This window comes from Nocardioides zeae (assembly GCF_030818655.1).
GTDB classification, from domain to species: Bacteria; Actinomycetota; Actinomycetes; order Propionibacteriales; family Nocardioidaceae; genus Nocardioides; species Nocardioides zeae_A.
Map to the genome: position 1 here is coordinate 50,026 of NZ_JAUTAN010000001.1, position 19,245 is coordinate 69,270.

Genomic DNA, 19,245 nt, shown 5'->3' on the forward strand with positions numbered 1-19,245 from the left:
CCCCATGCCCGAAGCCGTCATCGTCTCCACCGCCCGCTCGCCCATCGGCCGTGCCGGCAAGGGGTCGCTCAAGGACATGCGTCCCGACGACCTGGCCGTGCAGATGGTCGAGGCCGCGCTCGCGAAGGTCCCCGAGCTCGACCGCGCGGACATCGTCGACCTCGCCCTCGGCGTCGGCCAGCCCGCCGGCGAGTCGGGCAACAACCTGGCCCGCATCGTCGCCGTGCTCGCCGGGATGGACCACCTCCCCGGCGTGACGGTCAACCGCTACTGCTCGTCGAGCCTGCAGACGACCCGCATGGCGTTCCACGCCATCAAGGCCGGCGAGGGCGACGTCTTCCTGTCGGGCGGCGTGGAGACGGTCAGCCGCTTCGGCGCCGGGTTCGCCGACGACCCCGCCGCCCAGAACCCCGTCTTCGCCGAGGCCGTCCGCCGCACCGAGGCCCGCGCGACCGGCGGTGCCGACGTGTGGCGCGACCCGCGCGAGGACGGCACGCTGCCCGACGCCTACATCGCGATGGGCCAGACCGCGGAGAACGTCGCCCAGAAGCTCGGCATGAGCCGCGAGGAGCAGGACCGCTTCGCCGTCCGCAGCCAGAACCTCACCGAGGAGGCCATCGCCAGCGGCTTCTGGGCCACCGACATCACCCCGGTGACCCTGCCGGACGGCACCGTCGTCTCGACCGACGACGGTCCGCGGGCGGGCACGACGTACGAGGCCATCAGCCAGCTCAAGCCCGTCTTCCGCCCCGACGGCACGGTCACGGCGGGCAACGCCTGCCCGCTCAACGACGGCGCCGCGGCCCTCGTGATCATGAGCGACACGAAGGCGAAGGAGCTGGGCCTCACCCCGCTCGCGCGCATCGTCTCCACCGCCGTCACCGGCCTCTCGCCCGAGATCATGGGCCTCGGTCCGGTCGAGGCGATCCCGGCCGCGCTGCGCAACGCGGGCATGGGCGTGGGCGACATCGACCTGTTCGAGATCAACGAGGCGTTCGCCGTGCAGGCGCTCGGCTCGGCGCAGCAGATCGGGATCGACGTCGACAAGCTCAACGTCAACGGCGGCGCGATCGCCGTCGGTCACCCCTTCGGCATGACGGGTGCCCGCATCACGAGCACCCTCATCAACTCCCTGCGGTGGCACGACAAGCAGTTCGGCGTCGAGTCGATGTGCGTCGGCGGCGGCCAGGGCATGGCGATGGTCATCGAGCGCCTCTCCTAGACCGGGCGCACGAGCAGCGCCGTACCCTCCCCGGCCACCCGGGTGAGCACCACCGTCGCCTCGGCGTCGCCCCGGAGCGCCAGCCGCTTGCGCAGCTGCTCCGGGACGACGTCGACGCCGCGCTTCTTGATGGTGAGCCGCCCGACGCCGCGCTCGCGGAGCGCGGCGCGGAGCGCCTTCTCGCGGTAGGGCAGCTCCTCCACCACCTCGTACGTCGCGGCGAACGGCGTGCGGAACCCGGCGTCCGAGGTCACGTAGGCGATGTGCTCGTCGAGCAGGCCGCCCTCGACGGCCCCGGCCACGGCCGTGACGAGACCGGCGCGGATGACCGCACCGTCGGGCTCGTAGAGGTAGCGGCCGATCCCGCGGACGGGACGCTCGGCGCCGTCGTGGGGGTCGTCCTCCTCCGTGAGCGTCGCGAGCCCCTCGGCCCGCAGCACGGTCGCGCGCCGCCGGCTGACCGCGAGGTGGGGTGACCAGAGCACCGCCTCCTTCACCTCGCCGCGGTCGCTGACCCACTCCGCCTCGACGCCGTCGGGGACGAGGTCGTGGGGGAGGCCCGGCGCGAGCTTCGCGACGGCCGGGCGGCTCGTGAGCAGGCCCGCGACGAAGTCCCACGAGGGCACCCAGGCATCGGCGTCGAAGACGCGGCCGCGGCCGTCCCGCCGAGCGGGGTCGACGGCGGCGACCCCGAACCCGCCGAGGGGCAGCGTCGTCGCGTCCGCGACGGTGACCGCCCCCTCGAGCCCGAGGGCGGCCAGGTTCGCCTCGGCGATCGCCACGCGCAGCGGGTCGAGGTCCACCCCCGCCGCGACGAGCCCGGCGCGGGCCAGGGCGGTGAGGTCGCCACCGATGCCGCAGCCGAGGTCGACGACGGACGAGGGCCGGGCCGCGGCGAGCCGGGCGGCCCGGTGGTCGGCCACGGAGCGGCGGGTCGCCTGCTCGAGCCCGTCGGGCGTGAAGAACATCCGCAGCGCGTCCTCGCCGAACTTCGCGACACCGCGTACGCGGAGCCCGACCTGGGTCAGCGCGGCGGCGGAGCGCTCGGGGTCCGGCTCGGTGCGCCGCACCGCGGCCGCCGCGCGCACCGGGTCGCCGTCGGCGTCGGCGTACGCCCGGGAGGCCACGTCCAGCAGCGTGCGCCCGTCGTGCGTCAGCAGCCACCGGAAGGTCTCGAGGTCCACGTCGTCCATCCTCCCAGACACTTCTGGCACTCCCTCTGGTGGAGTGCTAACGTCGGCGCTGGCACTCTCCGGGTGAGTGTGCCAATCGTCGACGACGACGGCGCGACCCCCGCGACGGCGCGCTCGGAGCCGGCGACGACCACAGCCCCCGCCGGGCGGCGTCCGCCGTCCGGCATTCGGATCCGCACGGAAAGTGGAGGTCGACATCGTGTCGGTCAACATCAAGCCCCTCGAGGACCGCATCGTCGTCAAGCCGCTCGACGCCGAGCAGACCACGGCGTCCGGTCTCGTCATCCCCGACACCGCCAAGGAGAAGCCCCAGGAGGGCGAGGTCCTCGCGGTGGGCCCCGGGCGTTGGAACGAGGACGGCGACGAGCGCATCCCGCTCGACATCGCGGTCGGTGACAAGGTCATCTACAGCAAGTACGGCGGCACCGAGGTCAAGGTCGCGGGCCAGGAGTACCTGATCCTCTCGGGTCGCGACGTCCTCGCGATCGTCTCCTGACCCTGCAGCTTCTCTGAGGAGAGACATGCCCAAGATCCTTGAGTTCGACGAGAACGCTCGTCGCTCGCTCGAGCGCGGCGTCGACGCGCTCGCGAACACCGTCAAGGTGACGCTCGGCCCCAAGGGCCGCTACGTCGTCCTCGACAAGAAGTGGGGCGCCCCGACCATCACGAACGACGGCGTGACCGTCGCTCGTGAGGTCGAGCTGGACGACCCGTTCGAGAACCTCGGTGCCCAGCTCACCAAGGAGGTCGCGACCAAGACCAACGACGTCGCCGGTGACGGCACGACGACCGCGACGGTGCTGGCGCAGGCCCTGGTGCACGAGGGCCTCCGTGCCGTCGCCGCCGGTGCCAACCCGCTCGGCCTGAAGCGCGGCCTCGACCTGGCCGCCGCGGCCGTCGGCGACGCGCTCCGCGACGCCGCCCGCGAGGTCGACAACAAGGAGGACGTGGCCAGCGTCGGCACGATCTCCTCGCGCGACGCGCACATCGGCGCCCTGCTCGCCGACGCCTTCGACAAGGTGGGCAAGGACGGCGTCATCACCGTCGAGGAGTCGAACACGCTCGGCACCGACCTCGAGTTCACCGAGGGCATGCAGTTCGACAAGGGCTTCATCTCGCAGTACTTCGTCACCGACTCGGAGGGCCGCGAGGCTGTCCTCGACGACCCCTACATCCTCCTGCACCAGGGGAAGATCTCGGCCGTCGCCGAGCTGCTCCCGCTGCTCGAGAAGGTCATCGCCGCGGGCAAGTCGCTCTTCATCATCGCCGAGGACCTCGAGGGCGAGGCGCTCTCCACCCTCGTCGTCAACAAGATCCGCGGCACCTTCACCGCCGTCGCCGTCAAGGCGCCTGCGTTCGGTGACCGTCGCAAGGCGATCCTCCAGGACATCGCGGTGCTCACGGGCGCCCAGGTCGTGGCCCCCGAGGTCGGGCTCAAGCTCGACCAGGTCGGCCTCGAGGTGCTCGGCCAGGCCCGCCGCGTCGTGGTGACGAAGGACAACACCACGATCGTCGACGGCGCCGGCGACGCGTCGGCCGTCGAGGGTCGCGTCAACCAGATCAAGGCGGAGATCGAGAACACCGACTCCGACTGGGACCGCGAGAAGCTCCAGGAGCGCCTCGCCAAGCTGGCCGGCGGCGTCGTCGTCATCAAGGTCGGCGCGGCCACCGAGGTCGAGCTCAAGGAGAAGAAGCACCGCATCGAGGACGCCGTCTCCGCGACGCGCGCCGCGATCGAGGAGGGCATCGTCCCCGGCGGTGGCTCCGCGATCATCCACGCCGCCGCGGCGCTCGAGGGCGACCTCGGCCTCACCGGCGACGAGGCGGTCGGCGTGCGCATCGTGCGCAAGGCCGTCGACGAGCCGCTCCGCTGGATCGCCGAGAACGGCGGCGAGCAGGGCTACGTCGTGGTCTCCAAGGTGCGCGAGCTCGGCGTGGGCAACGGCTACAACGCCGCCACGGGCGAGTACGGCGACCTGGTCGCCCAGGGCGTCCTCGACCCCGTCAAGGTGACCCGCTCCGCGCTGGTCAACGCCGTCTCCATCGCGGGCCTGCTGCTGACGACCGAGACCCTGGTCGTCGACAAGCCCGAGGAGGAGGAGCCGGCCGCCGCCGGTCACGGCCACGGCCACGGTCACTGAGCGACCGCTCCACCAGCACCACCGCTCCGCCCCCGGCGCCCTCGTGGCGTCGGGGGCGGCGTGCGTCCGCGCCACGTTGTTGCACCGCCGAAACACCCCTGCCCCGGTCGCGCAACACGCACGGCGCACCGTCAGCCCCATGCTGTGGCGAGTACGCACCACCCTCCCCGACCGACCGGGCACCCTGGCCGTCCTCGCCCAGGAGTGCGGCGCCGCGGGCGTCAACATCCTCGCGCTCCAGGTCTTCCCGGGCGTCGAGGCCGTGACCGACGAGCTCGTCGTGCGCACCCCGGAGGGCTGGACCCTCGAGCAGCTCACCGGCCTCCTGGAGGGGGCGGGCGGGACCGACGTCGTCGGCACCCCGTGCACGGAGGCGGCCCTGGTCGACCAGCCCGCGCGCTACGTGCAGGCGGCCCGGGCCGTGATCGCGCGGCCGTCGCGGTTCCCCGAGGTCGTCGCGCAGCTCTTCGACGCCGAGCCCGGGGACGCCACCACCGGCGACGTGATGGAGATGACGGTCGGGGACGTCCAGGTCCAGGTACGCCGCCGGGCCGCCTTCACCGCCACCGAGCACGCCCGGGGAGCGGCGATGGCCGACCTGGTCTCGGACGTGCTGGCGCGCACGCCCACGGTGCTCGGCTCGAGCGCCCGCCGGATGGGCGGCGGCGCGACCCCGACCTTCGAGGTGGTGGGCCGCACGGTGCAGGCGACCGTGCAGGGCGTCGTGGTGGGCGTGGCCACGCTGCGGCCCGCGGAGCCGAGCGCCGAGCCCGGCCTGCACCCCGTCGACCTCGAGGTCGACCCGAGCTGGCAGCGCCGGGGGATCGGCACGCGGCTGCTCTCCGACATCGCCCGGCTCGCGGCCGGCGAGGGCGCCCAGGACATCCTCCTGTCCACCCGTGCGGACAACCAGGCGGTCCTCCCGCTGGTGCTCGCCGCGGGCCTCCGGGGCCGGATCCGCATGTCGGCGGACGTGCTCACCGTTCGCATCCCGGTGCGGGAGCTGAGGCCGCTGCCGCGGGCCTAGACTGGCTCCCATGAGCGCCACCGCCGGAGTCCCCGACAAGTTCGCCGCCCTCGGTCTGACCTACGACGACGTGCTGCTGCTGCCGGGCTACTCCGACCTGGCACCCAGCGAGATCGACACCACCTCGCGGCTCACGCGCGAGATCTCCCTGAAGGCCCCGCTCATCTCCGCCGCCATGGACACGGTGACCGAGTCCCGCATGGCGATCGCGATGGCCCGCCAGGGCGGCATCGGCATCCTGCACCGCAACCTCTCGGTGGCCGACCAGGCCTACCAGGTGGACCTGGTCAAGCGCACCCAGACGGGCATCATCTCCAACCCCGTCACCATCGGCCCCGACGCGACGCTGGAGGACCTCGACCGCATCTGCGGGGAGTACCGGGTCTCCGGCCTCCCCGTCGTCGACCCCGCCGACACGCTGCTCGGCATCATCACCAACCGCGACCTGCGCTTCACGCCGGTCGCCGAGTGGGCGACCACGAAGGTCGACGAGGTGATGACCCCGATGCCGCTCATCACGGGCGACGTGGGCATCAGCCGGGAGGACGCGACCGCGCTCCTGCGCAAGCACAAGCGCGAGCGCCTCCCGCTGGTCGACGCCGACGGCAAGCTCGGCGGCCTCATCACCGTCAAGGACTTCGTGAAGTCCGAGCAGTTCCCCGACGCGTCGTACGACGCGGACGGTCGCCTCCTCGTGGGCGCGGCGATCGGCTACTTCGGCGACGCGTGGGAGCGCGCGACCACGCTCATCGAGGCGGGCGTCGACGTGCTCGTGGCCGACACGGCCCACGGCCACGTGCGGCTGCTGCTCGACATGGTGCAGCGGCTCAAGTCCGACCCGGCGACGAAGCACGTGCAGGTCATCGGCGGCAACGTGGCGACGCGCGAGGGCGCCCAGGCCTTCGTCGACGCGGGCGCCGACGCCGTCAAGGTCGGCTTCGGTCCCGGCTCGATCTGCACGACGCGCGTCGTCACCGGTGCCGGTGTGCCGCAGGTGACGGCCGTGTACGAGGCCTCGCTCGCCTGCCACCCGGCCGGCGTCCCGGTCATCGCCGACGGCGGCCTGCAGCAGTCGGGCGACATCGCCAAGGCCCTCGTCGCGGGTGCCGAGTCGGTCATGATCGGCTCGCTCCTCGCGGGCTGCGAGGAGTCGCCGGGCGAGCTCGTCTTCGTCAATGGCAAGCAGTACAAGGCCTACCGCGGCATGGGCTCCCTCGGCGCGATGAGCAGCCGGGGCAAGAAGTCCTACTCCAAGGACCGCTACTTCCAGGCCGAGGTCACCAGCGACGACAAGATCGTGCCCGAGGGCGTCGAGGGCCAGGTGGCCTACCGCGGCCCCCTGGCGGCCGTGGCCCACCAGCTCATCGGCGGCCTCAGCCAGTCGATGTTCTACATCGGCGCGCGCACGGTCCCGGAGCTGCAGGAGAAGGGGCGCTTCGTGCGGATCACCTCGGCCTCGCTGAAGGAGAGCCACCCCCACGACATCCAGATGGTGGCCGAGGCGCCGAACTACCAGTCCCGCTGAGGTGGGAGACTCCTCCTCGTGACCGAGATCGAGATCGGCCGCGCCAAGCGCGCCCGCCGGGCCTACTCCTTCGACGACATCGCCATCGTGCCGTCACGCCGCACGCGCGACCCCGAGGAGGTCAGCGTCGCCTGGCAGATCGACGCCTACCGCTTCGAGATCCCCGTGGTGGCCGCCCCGATGGACTCGGTGATGAGCCCGGAGACGGCGATCGCCCTCGGTCGCGCGGGCGGTCTCGGCGTTCTCGACCTCGAGGGCCTCTGGACCCGGTACGAGGACCCGACCTCGCTGCTCGCCGAGGTGGCGCGTCTGCAGGGCGTGGCCGCGACGGCCCGCCTGCAGGAGATCTACACGGAGCCCGTGAAGGCGGAGCTCATCACCCAGCGGCTGCGCCAGATGCGCGACGCCGGCGTGACGGTGGCCGGCTCGCTGTCGCCGCAGCGCACGCGGGAGCACGCGAAGACCGTGGTCGACGCGGGCGTCGACATGTTCGTCATCCGCGGCACGACGGTGAGCGCCGAGCACGTCTCGAGCCAGGCGGAGCCGCTCAACCTCAAGGAGTTCATCTACGAGCTCGACGTCCCGGTCATCGTGGGCGGCTGCGCGACCTACCAGGCGGCGCTCCACCTCATGCGCACCGGCGCGGCGGGCGTGCTCGTCGGCTTCGGCGGCGGCGCGGCCCACACGACCCGCACCGTCCTCGGCCTCGCGGTGCCGATGGCGAGCGCGGTGGCGGACGTCGCCGCGGCCCGCCGCGACTACCTCGACGAGTCCGGTGGCCGCTACGTCCACGTCATCGCCGACGGCTCGATCGGCACGTCGGGCGACCTCGCCAAGGCGATCGCCTGCGGCGCCGACGCCGTGATGGTCGGCTCGCCCTTCGCCCGCGCCTCCGAGGCGCCGGGCCACGGCTTCCACTGGGGCGCCGAGGCGTGGCACGCGGAGCTGCCGCGCGGCCAGCGGGTCGGGTTCGACACGGTGGGCTCCCTCGAGGAGATCCTCTTCGGCCCCTCGCGGGTCGCCGACGGCACGATGAACCTGGTCGGCGCGCTGCGCCGGGCGATGGCCACGACGGGCTACACGGAGCTCAAGGAGTTCCAGCGCGTCGAGGTCGTCGTGCAGTGACCCGGCCGTGAGCCCGCGATGACCCGGATCGCGGCCGCCCAGGCGGAGGCGGTCGCGGGCGACCTGCGCGCCAACGTCCGCACGGCGGCCTGCCTCGTGGCACGCGCGGCCGACGAGGGTGCCGCCGTCGTGGTGTTCCCCGAGGCCTTCCTCACCGGGTACGCCGAGGAGGTCTTCGCCGGCCCGCTGCCCACGCCCGCCGACCTCGCCGGGCCGCTGCTCGACCCGCTCCGCGAGGCCGCCCGCGCCGGCGGCATCGCCGCCCTCGTCGGCACGCCGCTCGCCCGCGGTCGCGTGGCGACGCTCTCGCTCGCCCTGGTCGCGCCCGACGGCGACGTGACGGTGCCCTACGACAAGCAGCACCTCGACGGCCCCGAGAAGCAGCACTTCGTCGTCGGCGACCACGGCGCCTCGGTGCGCGTCGGCGACGCCGAGCTGGGGCTGAGCATCTGCTACGACGGCTGCTTCCCCGAGCACGCCGCCGCGGCCGCCCGCGACGGTGCGGTCGGCTACCTCGCCTCCGCGGCGTACTTCGTCGGGGGCGAGCACCGCCGCGACCTCTACTACGCCGCCCGCGCGCTCGAGAACGGCATGTACGTCGCGTTCGCCGGCCTCACGGGGCGCTGCGGCGGTCGCGAGCTCAGCGGCGGCTCGGCGATCTACGACCCGGAGGGTCGCGTGCTCGACCGGCTGGGCCGGGAGGAGGGCGTCGTCGTGGCCGACCTCGACCTGGCGCTGGTGGCGAGCACGCGCCGTACGCACACGATGGTCGCCGACCACCGCACGAGCCTGGGTCCCCGCCGCCGGGTCTGAGGCAGGATGGGGACATGACGGCGCCGCCTCCCGGAGTCCTCGGTCCTGCCGCGCGCGACGCGGCCCTCGCGGCGCTGGCCGGCACGGCGGAACCCGGCGCCGGCGACCTCGACGTGCTGGTGGTCGGTGGTGGCGTCGTCGGGGCGGGGGTCGCCCTCGACGCCGTCACCCGCGGCCTCACGACAGCCCTGGTCGAGCAGCGCGACCTCGCGTCGGGCACGTCGAGCCGCTCCAGCAAGCTGGTGCACGGCGGGCTCCGCTACCTCGAGATGCTCGACTTCGGGCTCGTGCGGGAGGCCCTCGAGGAGCGGGGGCTGCTGCTGACGCGCCTGGCGCCGCACCTGGTGCGGCCGGTGCCGTTCCTCTACCCGCTGACGCGCACGTGGGAGCGGCCGTACGTCGGGGCGGGGCTCGCGCTCTACGACTCCATGGCCGCGCTGGGGCGGCACGACATGGGCGTGCCGCGGCACCGGCACCTCTTCCGGCGGCAGGTCGCGCGCATCGCGCCCGACCTGCGCACCGACGACCTGACCGGTGCGATCCGCTACCACGACGCGCAGGTCGACGACGCCCGTCTGGTCACGACGATCGCCCGCACCACGGCCCGGCACGGCGCCCACGTCGCGACCCGCACGAAGGTCACGGGCTTCCTCCGCGAGGGGGAGCGGGTGGTCGGGGTGCGGGCCCGCGACCTCGAGACCGGCACCGACCTGGAGGTGCGCGCCCGGGTGGTGGTCAACGCCGCCGGAGTCTGGACCGACGAGATCCAGGAGATGGTCGGCGGCCGCGGCGCCCTGCACGTCCGGGCGTCGAAGGGCATCCACCTCGTGGTGCCGCGCGACCGGATCCGGTCCGAGGCCGGCTTCATCACCAAGACGGAGAAGTCGGTGCTCTTCGTGATCCCGTGGGGACGGCACTGGATCATCGGCACGACCGACACCGCCTGGGACCTCGACAAGGCGCACCCGGCCGCCTCGAAGGCCGACATCGACTACGTGCTGGCGCACGTCAACACCCTCCTGCGCGAGCCGCTCGACCACGACGACGTCGAGGGTGTCTACGCCGGCCTGCGTCCGCTGCTGAGCGGGGAGTCGGAGCCGACGTCGAAGATCAGCCGCGAGCACACGGTCGTCGCCCCCGTGCCGGGCCTCGTGATGATCGCCGGGGGCAAGCTGACGACGTACCGGGTCATGGCGAGGGACGCCGTCGACGCGGCCGCGCCGTCGCTCGCGGACACCGGCGGGGTGCGCGGGTCCATCACCGACCGGGTGCCGCTCCTGGGGGCCGACGGCTTCGAGACCCGCTCCAACCAGCGCGTCATGCTCGCCCGCCGCTCGGGCCTGCACGTCGCCCGGATCGACCACCTGCTCGGCCGGTACGGCGCGCTGGTGGACGACCTCCTGGCCCTCGTGGCCGCCCGGCCGGAGCTCGCCGAGCCGCTGCCGGGGGCGGACGACTACCTCGCCGCCGAGGCGGTGTACGCCGTGACCCACGAGGGCGCCCGGCACCTCGACGACGTGCTCGCCCGCCGCACGCGGATCTCCGTGGAGACCTTCGACCGGGGCACGACGGCCGCGCGACCGGTCGCCGAGCTGATGGCCGCCGAGCTGGGGTGGAGCCCGGGCCGCACCGACGAGGAGGTCGACCACTACCTGCGCCGCGTCGAGGCGGAACGGCAGAGCCAGCAGAAGTCGACCGACCAGGAGGCCGACGAGGCCCGGGTGCAGGTGCGCGACCTGGTCTGACCTGGCGCCGGCCGACGCTTGACATCGACGGCGAGATTGTCAAGAGCGGCCAATTGTTACCGAGAGGTAGAACACACGCCGTCGCGGACATACTCTCGGTACATGAGCAACTCCATCCCGGCCGGCGGTCCCCTCGTGACGGGGCCGGGCGATCCCGAGCACGACCCCACCGCGGCGTACGCGCTGGAGCCGGACCAGGTCGCCGCCCTCACCGCACGCCTGCTCGCCACGACCGGCGAGACGGTCCTCACGCGCACCCCGCTCACGGGCGCGCCGCTCGCGCAGGTGCCGCAGTCCTCCGAGGCCGACGTCGCCGAGGCGTTCGCCCGGGCCCGCCGGGCCCAGGAGGCGTGGGCGCGCACGTCGCTGGCCCACCGCCAGGAGCTGCTCCTGCGGCTGCACGACCTGGTGCTGGACCGCCAGGAGGAGATCCTCGACCTGATCGTGTGGGAGTCGGGCAAGGCCCGCAAGCACGCGTTCGACGAGCCGCTGCACATCGCGCTGACGGCGCGGTACTACGGCCGCACGCTGCGCCGTCACCTGGACACGCGCCGCGTGCCGGGCGTGATCCCGGGCCTCACCCGCGTCGAGGTCAACCGCATCGCCAAGGGTGTCGTGGGCGTTATCTCGCCGTGGAACTACCCGTTCACCATGGCGCTGTGCGACGGCATCGCGGCGATCGCGGCCGGCAACGCGGTCGTGTCGAAGCCGGACTCGCAGACGATGCTGAGCGCGCTGCTCGCCGCGCAGCTGCTCGACGAGGCGGGCTTCCCGCGCGACCTGTGGCAGGTCGTGTCCGGGCCCGGCGCGCAGATCGGCGGCGCCATCATCGACCGCGCCGACTACGTCTGCTTCACCGGCTCGACGGCCACCGGGCGGCGGGTCGCCACCCGCGCGGCCGAGCGTCTCATCGGCGCCTCGTTGGAGCTGGGCGGCAAGAACCCGCTGCTCGTGCTGCGCGACGCCGACGTGGAGAAGGCCGCCGAGGGCGCCGTGCGGGCCGCGTTCTCCAACGCGGGCCAGCTCTGCGTCTCCATCGAGCGGATGTTCGTCGCCGACCAGGTCTACGACCGGTTCGTCGAGCGCTTCGTCGCGCGCACCCAGGCGCTGACCCTGGGGGCGACCCTCGACTGGGGCAACGACATGGGCTCGCTCATCAGTGCCGACCAGCTCGAGACCGTGACGAAGCACGTCGAGGACGCCGTGGCCAAGGGCGCGACGGTGCTCGCCGGCGGCCGGGCACGCCCCGACCTCGGTCCGTTCATGTTCGAGCCGACGATCCTCGAGGGCGTCACGCCCGAGATGGCCTGCTTCGGCAGCGAGACCTTCGGGCCCGTGGTGGCGCTCTACCGCTTCAACGACGAGACCGAGGCGGTGGCCCGGGCCAACGACGGGGAGTACGGCCTCAACGCGTCGATCTACAGCCGTGACGGCGAGCGCGCCCGCGCGCTGGCGCGTCGCATCGCGTGCGGCACGGTCAACGTCAACGAGGCGTTCGCGGCGACGTTCGCGTCGCTCGGGGCCCCCATGGGCGGCATGCGGTCGTCGGGCATGGGTCGTCGCCAGGGCGCCGAGGGCCTCCTGCGCTTCACCGAGACCCAGGCGGTGGCGACGCAGCGGGTGATGCCCATCGCGCCGTCCTTCGGTCTCTCCGACGAGTCCTACGCGAAGGCGATGAACCTCAGCCTCCGGCTGCTGAAGAAGGCGGGTCGCGCGTGAGCGGGTTCGACTACGACGTCCTCGTCGTCGGCTCCGGGTTCGGCGGGTCGGTCTCCGCGCTGCGCCTGACGGAGAAGGGCTACAAGGTCGGGGTGCTCGAGGCGGGCGCCCGCTTCGAGGACGCCGACTTCGCGTCGACGTCGTTCGACATGAAGAAGTACCTCTTCGCGCCGCAGGCCGGGTGCTACGGCATCCAGCGGATCGACGTCATCAAGGACTGCATGATCCTGGCGGGCGCCGGCGTCGGCGGGGGCTCGCTGGTCTACGCGAACACGCTCTACGAGCCGCTCGACGCGTTCTACGCCGACCCGTCCTGGTCCCACATCACCGACTGGAAGTCGGAGCTCGCGCCCTACTACGACCAGGCCAAGCGGATGCTCGGCGTGGTCGAGAACCCCGTGCGCACGGCCAGCGACGACGTCATGCTCAAGGTCGCCGAGGAGATGGGGGTGGGTGACACCTTCCACCCGACCCCTGTGGGCGTCTTCTTCGGCGGGCCCGAGCACGGCGGGGCCGAGCAGGGGGGCGTCGACGTCGAGGACCCGTTCTTCGGCGGGGCGGGGCCGCGCCGTACGACCTGCCGCAACTGCGGCGAGTGCATGACGGGCTGCCGCCACAACGCCAAGAACACGCTCGTGAAGAACTACCTCTACCTCGCGGAGCGGCTGGGCGCGACGGTCCACCCGCTGACGACGGTGACGCGGGTGCGCCCGCTGGCCGGCGGCGGCTACCGGGTGGACGTGCGCTGGACGAAGGCGAAGCTGTCGCGCCGCTCGGCGGTGCGCAGCTACACGGCCGAGCAGGTCGTCTTCTCCGCGGCCGCGCTGGGCACGCAGAAGCTGCTCCACCGGCTGAAGGCGACGGGCGACCTGCCCGGGGTCTCCGACCGGCTGGGCGTGCTGACGCGCACCAACTCGGAGTCGATCCTCGGGGCGCTCGCCCCGGACCTGTCGACCGACTACAGCAAGGGCGTCGCGATCACCTCGTCGTGGCACCCCGACCCGGTGACCCACATCGAGCCGGTGCGCTACGGCAAGGGCTCCAACGCGATGGCGCTCATGCAGACGGTGCTCACGGACGGCGGCGGCCCCGGCCCGCGTTGGCAGACGTGGCTCAAGGAGCTGTGGCGGGAGCGCCGCAACGTGCTCGACCTCTACGACATGAAGCACTGGTCGGAGCGCACGGTGATCGCGCTCGTCATGCAGACGCTCGACAACTCGATCACGACGTTTCCGAAGCGCACCCCGTTCGGCTGGCGGCTGTCGTCGAAGCAGGGCCACGGTGCCCCGAACCCGACGTGGATCCCGATCGCCAACGAGGCGACCCGGCGCATCGCGGCCATGATCGGCGGCAAGCCGGGCGGCACCGTGGGCGAGCCCTTCAACCGGCCGCTGACGGCGCACTTCATCGGCGGCTGCACGATCGGGGAGTCTCCGGAGACCGGTGTGGTGGACCCCTACCAGCGAATGTTCGGCCACCCCGGGCTCCACGTCGTGGACGGCTCCGCCATCTCGGCCAACCTCGGCGTGAACCCGTCGCTGACGATCACCGCCCAGGCCGAGCGCGCGATGGCCTTCTGGCCGAACAAGGGCGAGGCGGACGCGCGGCCGCCGCTGGGCGCGGCGTACGAGCGCGTCGGGGCGGTCGCGCCCCGTCGTCCGGCGGTCCCCGCCGAGGCGCCGGCGGCGCTCCGGCTGCCCATCGTCGGCGTCAGCTAGAAAGAGATGGACGGGTGACGTAACCCACGCCGGACCGACTCGTTGTGCTGGACGGGTCCGGCACGTTAGCTCCCTCCCAGCCCGGGCCCGGTCGTCCTGGGCTGCACGCAGTCGACAGGACCGTCAGGGCCCGGCCACCCTCCCTCCCCGGCCGGGCCCTGACGCGTTTGCGGGCTAGACTCCGCGGGTCCCCGCAGGCAAGTGAAAGGCCCTCGATGTCGTCTGCCCCCGACCACGACCTCGTCCTGGTGGTCGACTTCGGCGCCCAGTACGCCCAGCTCATCGCGCGCCGCGTGCGCGAGGCGCGGGTCTACTCCGAGATCGTCCCGCACACGATGCCGGTCGCGGAGATGCTGGCGAAGCAGCCGGCGGCGATCATCCTGTCGGGCGGCCCCTCGAGCGTGTACGCCGAGGGAGCGCCCCGCATCGACGCGGACCTCTTCGCGGCGGGCACGCCCGTGTTCGGCATGTGCTACGGCTTCCAGCTGATGGCGCAGAACCTCGGCGGCACGGTGTCGCCGACCGGCGCGCGGGAGTACGGCCGCACCCCGGTGACCGTGGGGGAGCCGGGCACGCTGCTCGCGGACCTGCCGGGCGAGCACCGCGTGTGGATGTCGCACGGCGACTCCGTCACCGCCGCCCCCGAGGGCTTCGCCGTGCTGGCGTCGACCGACGTGACACCGGTCGCCGCGTTCGAGAACACGGACCGGCGGCTCGCCGGCGTGCAGTGGCACCCCGAGGTCCTGCACTCCGAGCACGGCCAGGAGGTGCTCGAGCGCTTCCTCGTCGACATCGCCGGCTGCCGCCAGACCTGGACGATGGTCAACATCGTCGAGGAGCAGGTGGAGCGCATCCGCGCCGAGGTCGGCGACGCCCGCGTCATCTCGGCGCTCTCGGGCGGCGTCGACTCCGCGGTCTCGACGGCACTCGTGCAGCGCGCCATCGGCGACCAGCTCACCGCCGTCTTCGTCGACCACGGCCTGCTCCGCGAAGGTGAGGCCGAGCAGGTCAAGCAGGACTACGTGGCCGCGACCGGCGTCGACCTCAAGGTCGTCGACGCCCGCGAGCAGTTCCTCGGCCACCTCGCCGGGGTCACCGACCCGGAGACGAAGCGCAAGATCATCGGGCGCGAGTTCATCCGCGTCTTCGAGGCCGCCGAGCGCGAGGTGCTGGCGACGCCGGGCCCGCCGGTCAAGTTCCTCGTGCAGGGCACGCTCTACCCCGACGTCGTCGAGTCGGGCGGCGGCGCCGGCACGTCCAACATCAAGAGCCACCACAACGTGGGCGGGCTGCCGGAGGACCTCGAGTTCTCCCTCATCGAGCCGCTGCGCACCCTGTTCAAGGACGAGGTGCGCGAGGTGGGGCGCCAGCTCGGCATCCCCGAGGCCATCGTCGCCCGCCACCCGTTCCCCGGGCCGGGTCTGGCGATCCGCATCATCGGCGCGGTCGACGAGGAGCGCCTCGCGATCCTCCGCGCGGCCGACGCCATCGTGCGGCAGGAGACGACGGCCGCCGGCCTCGACGGCGAGATCTGGCAGTTCCCCGTCGTGCTCCTCGCCGACGTGCGCTCGGTCGGCGTGCAGGGCGACGGCCGCACCTACGGTCACCCCGTCGTGCTGCGCCCCGTCTCCAGCGAGGACGCCATGACGGCCGACTGGACCCGGCTGCCGTACGACGTGCTCGAGCGCATCTCGACCCGCATCACCAACGAGGTGGCCGAGGTCAACCGCGTCGTGCTCGACGTGACGAGCAAGCCGCCGGGCACGATCGAGTGGGAGTGACCGCGGCCCCTCGGGCGTAGCTCAGTGGCGGCCGCGGGCCCGGCGCGGCTCGCGGCCGACCTCCTTGCGCGTGCGGCGCCGGAGCTGCCAGATCCGCAACGAGCCGGCGATCGCGGTGAGCAGGATGCCCGCGGCGGTGGCGATCAGCAGCGAGACGGCGAGCGGGGCCCGGCCCTCGAAGCCGAAGAACTGCACCGTGGTCTGCTCCGTGTTCTGCGCGATGAACACGACGAGCAGGAGCAGGAGCACGCCGAGCGCGACGGCACCGACCCAGAGACCGCTCGTGCGGGAGGCCCGCAGGGGGTCGTCGTGGGGACGCTCGGCGTCCTTCGGGGGCGGCGGAGTGCTCGGGGGAACGGCGGGGTCGCCGGCGGGGGACGCCTGGGGGACGGTCATGCCGTCGAATCTAGCCGCGTCGGCGGCGGAACCGGAGGGAGCGGCCCGGAGGGGCGGCGTGTCCGAAGGGTGGGCGTGACCCCGCGGGGACCGATGCCACCCCTAATGTCGATCGAGTTACTCGACATGGGGTGGGAGGGCATCACGTGAGCAGCGCACGTCCCGACGGTCGGCACGTCTTCCTCGCGGCCGCGATCAACGGCGCCGGGTGGTCCCGGGCGGCCGCGCGGTGGCCCGGCACGCGATGGAACCGGTTCAACGACGTCGCGCACTATCGCGAGGCGGCCGAGATCGCGCGTCGTGGCGTGCTCGACGCGGTCTTCGTGTCGGACCATCCGGCCCTGTCGTCGTTCGGGCTCGAGGGTGGACCGCCGCACAGCCTCGACCCGATCCCGCTCTTCGCCGCGCTCGCCGCGAGCGTGCCGGACGTCGGCTTCGTGCTGACGGCCTCGACCACCTACAACTCGCCCTACAACCTCGCACGCCGGCTCGCCACGCTCGACGCGATCTCCGGCGGCCGACTGGTGTGGAACGCCGTCTCCAGCTTCAACCCCGACGTGGCCGCCAACTTCGGCGCGGCGCCGCTGCCGCCACGCCCCGAGCGCTACCGGCGCGCCGACGAGTTCCTCCGCGTCGTCAAGGAGCTGTGGCTCTCGTGGGACGCGCCGGTCGGCCCGGCGCCCGCGGGACCGCTCTGGGATGCGTCGTCGGCGCGGGTGCTCGACCACCACGGCGAGTTCTTCGACGTGCGCGGCCCGCTCAACGTCCCCGTCGGGCCCCAGGGCCATCCGGTGATCTCCCAGGCCGGCGCGTCGGAGTCCGGGCTCGACTTCGCCGCCCGTCACGCCGAGATCGTCTACGCGTCGCTCGCGGGCGCGGCTGCCGCGCGGGCCTTCCGCGACGACGTGCGGCGCCGTGCCGCCGCGCACGGTCGGGACCCCGACCACCTCCGCTTCGTGCCCGGGCTCCACGTGGTCGTGGCCCCGACCCGGGCGCAGGCGGAGCGGCGCCACGAGGCGGTCCGGGGCGCGCGGGACGAGGAGGAGCTGATCGCCCGGTTCCGGGCCGCGCACCTCCCGGAGAACGACGTGACCCGCCACGTCGGTCCCGACACCGTGCTCGACCCGGCCTGGTTCCCCACCGAGGAGCGCGAGGGCACCGCCACCGGCCACCTCAAGGGCATCGCCGAGCTCGTCGCCGAGGAGGAGCTGACGCTGCGCCGGCTCGTCCGGCGGGTCGAGGGCGGGCACCGCCTGGTCGTCGGGACGGCGGAGGACGTCGCCGTCGGGATCCTCGAGTGGTGGGAGGGCGGCCTGGCCGACGGCTTCCACCTGCAGCTGCCGATCCTCAACGAGGACCTGACGACCTTCGTCGACGAGGTCGTCCCGATCCTCCGGGCCGCCGGTGCCGTGCCACGGGCCTACGACGGCAGCACCATCCGGGAGCGGCTCGGGCTCCCCGACCCGCGTCCCGTCCCGGCGACGGCGGGGTGAGGGCCGGGCGGGCCTACGGCAGCAGCAGGTCCGTCAGCTCCGCGGCCAGCAGCACGGCGCCGACCAGGGAGGCGCGCTCGCCCCAGCTCGGACAGCGCCACGGGCGTCGTCGCGACGGCGTCGAGCACGTGGCGGCGCAGCTCGCGGCGTACCGACTCCAGGAGCAGGTCGCCCGCCCGCGCCATGTCGCCCCCCACCACGAGCACGCCCGGGTTCATCAGGTTGACGACGCTGGCGAGCCCCCAGCCGATGTGGCGGCCCGCGTCCTCGAGCGAGCGCTGGGCGGAGACGTTGCCGGACCGCGCCGCGGCGACGACGTCGTCGAGCGTGGCGCCGGGCAGCTGGTCGGCCATCATCGCGAGCACGCTGCCGACGGAGGCGTAGGCCTCGAGGCACCCGCGGCTGCCGCAGCGGCAGACCGGACCGCGCTCGTCGAGGGTCAGGTGCCCGATCTCGCCGGCGGCACCGCCGGAGCCGTGGAAGAGCCGGTTGTCGATGACGATGCCCGCGCCGACGCCCGAGGAGATCTTGACGAAGAACGAGCTGTCCTCGCCCCGGGCGACGCCGAGCCGGTGCTCGGCGAGGGCACCGAGGTTGGCGTCGTTCTCGACGGTGACGGGCACCCCGAACGCCTCCTCGCACGCCGCGAGCGCGTCCACCCCGACCCAGCCGGGGAGGATCGCCGCGGCCGCGACGACGCGTTGGTTGATGGGGGCCGGCAGGCCGGTCGCCACGGTGCGCAGGGCGGTGCGGTCGAGGCCCTCGGCGGCGAGCAGCTCGTCGAGGAGGGTGGTGGCGATCGCGAGGCCCTCGGTGTGCGAGTGGGTGGGGGAGAGGCGCTGACGCCTCTCCGCCACGAGGTGCCCGGTCACGTCGCCGAGGGCGACCGCGACGTGGCTGTGGCCGAAGTCGACGCCCGCGACGAGACCGGCGCCGGGGGCGAGGCGCACGACGGTGCCCCGGCGGCCGCTGCCGGGCTCCGTCGCCACGAGGCCGGCCGCGGCCAGGTCGCGGATGATGTTGGAGACCGTGGCGGGTGCCAGCCCGGTGACGCGCGCCAGCTCCGCCTGGGTCGGGGGCGGGGCGTCGTCGACCTCGGCCCCGGCCGCCCGCAGCACGTCCAGCACCCGCCGTTGGTTGGCGGTGCGCAGCGTGGCGGTCGAGCCGGGCGCGGCGGGGCGGAGGTCGGGGGTGGACACGGGCGTCACCCTGACGTGTGACGCCACGAACCGTCAAGAGATGTTGTCAAACGGGCCCGAAAACTGGTCGGTAACGATTTTGCGTTCATGTCTTGACGACAAGGCCTGTGGCGCACAACACTCCGAGCGTCACCACGCGACGGTGCTG

At 73.3% G+C, this 19,245-nt stretch carries 15 protein-coding genes; 12 read left to right on the forward strand and 3 right to left on the reverse strand.

Translation table 11 applies throughout. The annotated features are described in order from the left end of the window. Window positions 1-4 precede the first annotated feature (4 nt). The gene (locus QE405_RS00245) at window positions 5-1,222 is read left to right on the forward strand and encodes an acetyl-CoA C-acetyltransferase (protein ID WP_307198226.1); all 1,218 of its coding nucleotides are present in this window, start codon (window positions 5-7) and stop codon (window positions 1,220-1,222) included. Here QE405_RS00245 and QE405_RS00250 read toward each other — a convergent pair. Continuing rightward, window positions 1,219-2,406, reverse strand: a complete 1,188-nt coding sequence (locus QE405_RS00250; RefSeq protein WP_307198227.1) for a class I SAM-dependent methyltransferase — start codon at window positions 2,404-2,406, stop codon at window positions 1,219-1,221. The two genes, QE405_RS00245 and QE405_RS00250, sit on opposite strands and share 4 nt — an antisense overlap. Before the next feature lie 208 nt (window positions 2,407-2,614). Here QE405_RS00250 and groES point away from each other — a divergent pair, with 208 nt between their 5' ends. The 10 genes from groES (at window position 2,615) to guaA (ending at window position 16,009) form a co-directional block, all read left to right on the forward strand. Further along, entirely contained in the window at window positions 2,615-2,911 is a 297-nt protein-coding gene (gene groES / locus QE405_RS00255) for a co-chaperone GroES (RefSeq protein WP_163772339.1), read from the forward strand. A gap of 25 nt (window positions 2,912-2,936) precedes the next feature. After that, the gene (gene groL / locus QE405_RS00260) at window positions 2,937-4,556 is read left to right on the forward strand and encodes a chaperonin GroEL (protein WP_307198228.1); all 1,620 of its coding nucleotides are present in this window, start codon (window positions 2,937-2,939) and stop codon (window positions 4,554-4,556) included. Window positions 4,557-4,695: 139 nt separating this feature from the next. After that, complete coding sequence (locus QE405_RS00265; protein WP_307198229.1) at window positions 4,696-5,583, forward strand: GNAT family N-acetyltransferase; 888 nt, start codon at window positions 4,696-4,698, stop codon at window positions 5,581-5,583. Window positions 5,584-5,593: 10 nt separating this feature from the next. Continuing rightward, entirely contained in the window at window positions 5,594-7,108 is a 1,515-nt protein-coding gene (guaB, locus tag QE405_RS00270) for an IMP dehydrogenase (RefSeq protein WP_307198230.1), read from the forward strand. An 18-nt stretch (window positions 7,109-7,126) separates the two neighbouring features. Continuing rightward, window positions 7,127-8,233 (forward strand): GuaB3 family IMP dehydrogenase-related protein, encoded by a 1,107-nt coding sequence (locus QE405_RS00275; protein ID WP_307198231.1) that lies wholly within the window; start codon window positions 7,127-7,129, stop codon window positions 8,231-8,233. 18 nt (window positions 8,234-8,251) lie between these two features. After that, a complete protein-coding gene (locus tag QE405_RS00280; protein ID WP_307198232.1) occupies window positions 8,252-9,046 on the forward strand; it encodes a carbon-nitrogen hydrolase family protein in 795 nt (264 codons plus the stop codon). A 14-nt stretch (window positions 9,047-9,060) separates the two neighbouring features. Further along, a complete protein-coding gene (locus QE405_RS00285) occupies window positions 9,061-10,791 on the forward strand; it encodes a glycerol-3-phosphate dehydrogenase/oxidase (protein ID WP_307198233.1) in 1,731 nt (576 codons plus the stop codon). A 102-nt stretch (window positions 10,792-10,893) separates the two neighbouring features. Beyond that, the gene (locus QE405_RS00290; RefSeq protein WP_307198234.1) at window positions 10,894-12,510 is read left to right on the forward strand and encodes a succinic semialdehyde dehydrogenase; all 1,617 of its coding nucleotides are present in this window, start codon (window positions 10,894-10,896) and stop codon (window positions 12,508-12,510) included. Then, entirely contained in the window at window positions 12,507-14,228 is a 1,722-nt protein-coding gene (locus tag QE405_RS00295; RefSeq protein WP_307198235.1) for a GMC oxidoreductase, read from the forward strand. The genes QE405_RS00290 and QE405_RS00295 overlap by 4 nt, the downstream gene beginning before the upstream one ends. Before the next feature lie 215 nt (window positions 14,229-14,443). Beyond that, window positions 14,444-16,009 carry a glutamine-hydrolyzing GMP synthase gene (gene guaA, locus QE405_RS00300; protein ID WP_307198236.1) on the forward strand — a complete coding sequence of 522 codons (1,566 nt, stop codon included), beginning with the start codon at window positions 14,444-14,446 and terminating at the stop codon, window positions 16,007-16,009. A 21-nt stretch (window positions 16,010-16,030) separates the two neighbouring features. Here the strand turns inward: guaA and QE405_RS00305 are convergent, their stop codons facing one another. Next, window positions 16,031-16,405: a LapA family protein gene (locus QE405_RS00305; protein ID WP_307198237.1), complete on the reverse strand. Its 375-nt coding sequence runs from the start codon at window positions 16,403-16,405 to the stop codon at window positions 16,031-16,033. A gap of 146 nt (window positions 16,406-16,551) precedes the next feature. On the opposite strand from QE405_RS00305, the gene QE405_RS00310 reads away from it, so the two are divergent. After that, entirely contained in the window at window positions 16,552-17,898 is a 1,347-nt protein-coding gene (locus QE405_RS00310; protein WP_307198238.1) for an NtaA/DmoA family FMN-dependent monooxygenase, read from the forward strand. Here QE405_RS00310 and QE405_RS00315 read toward each other — a convergent pair. Beyond that, entirely contained in the window at window positions 17,826-19,097 is a 1,272-nt protein-coding gene (locus tag QE405_RS00315) for an ROK family transcriptional regulator (RefSeq protein WP_307198239.1), read from the reverse strand. The two genes, QE405_RS00310 and QE405_RS00315, sit on opposite strands and share 73 nt — an antisense overlap. Window positions 19,098-19,245 lie beyond the last annotated feature (148 nt).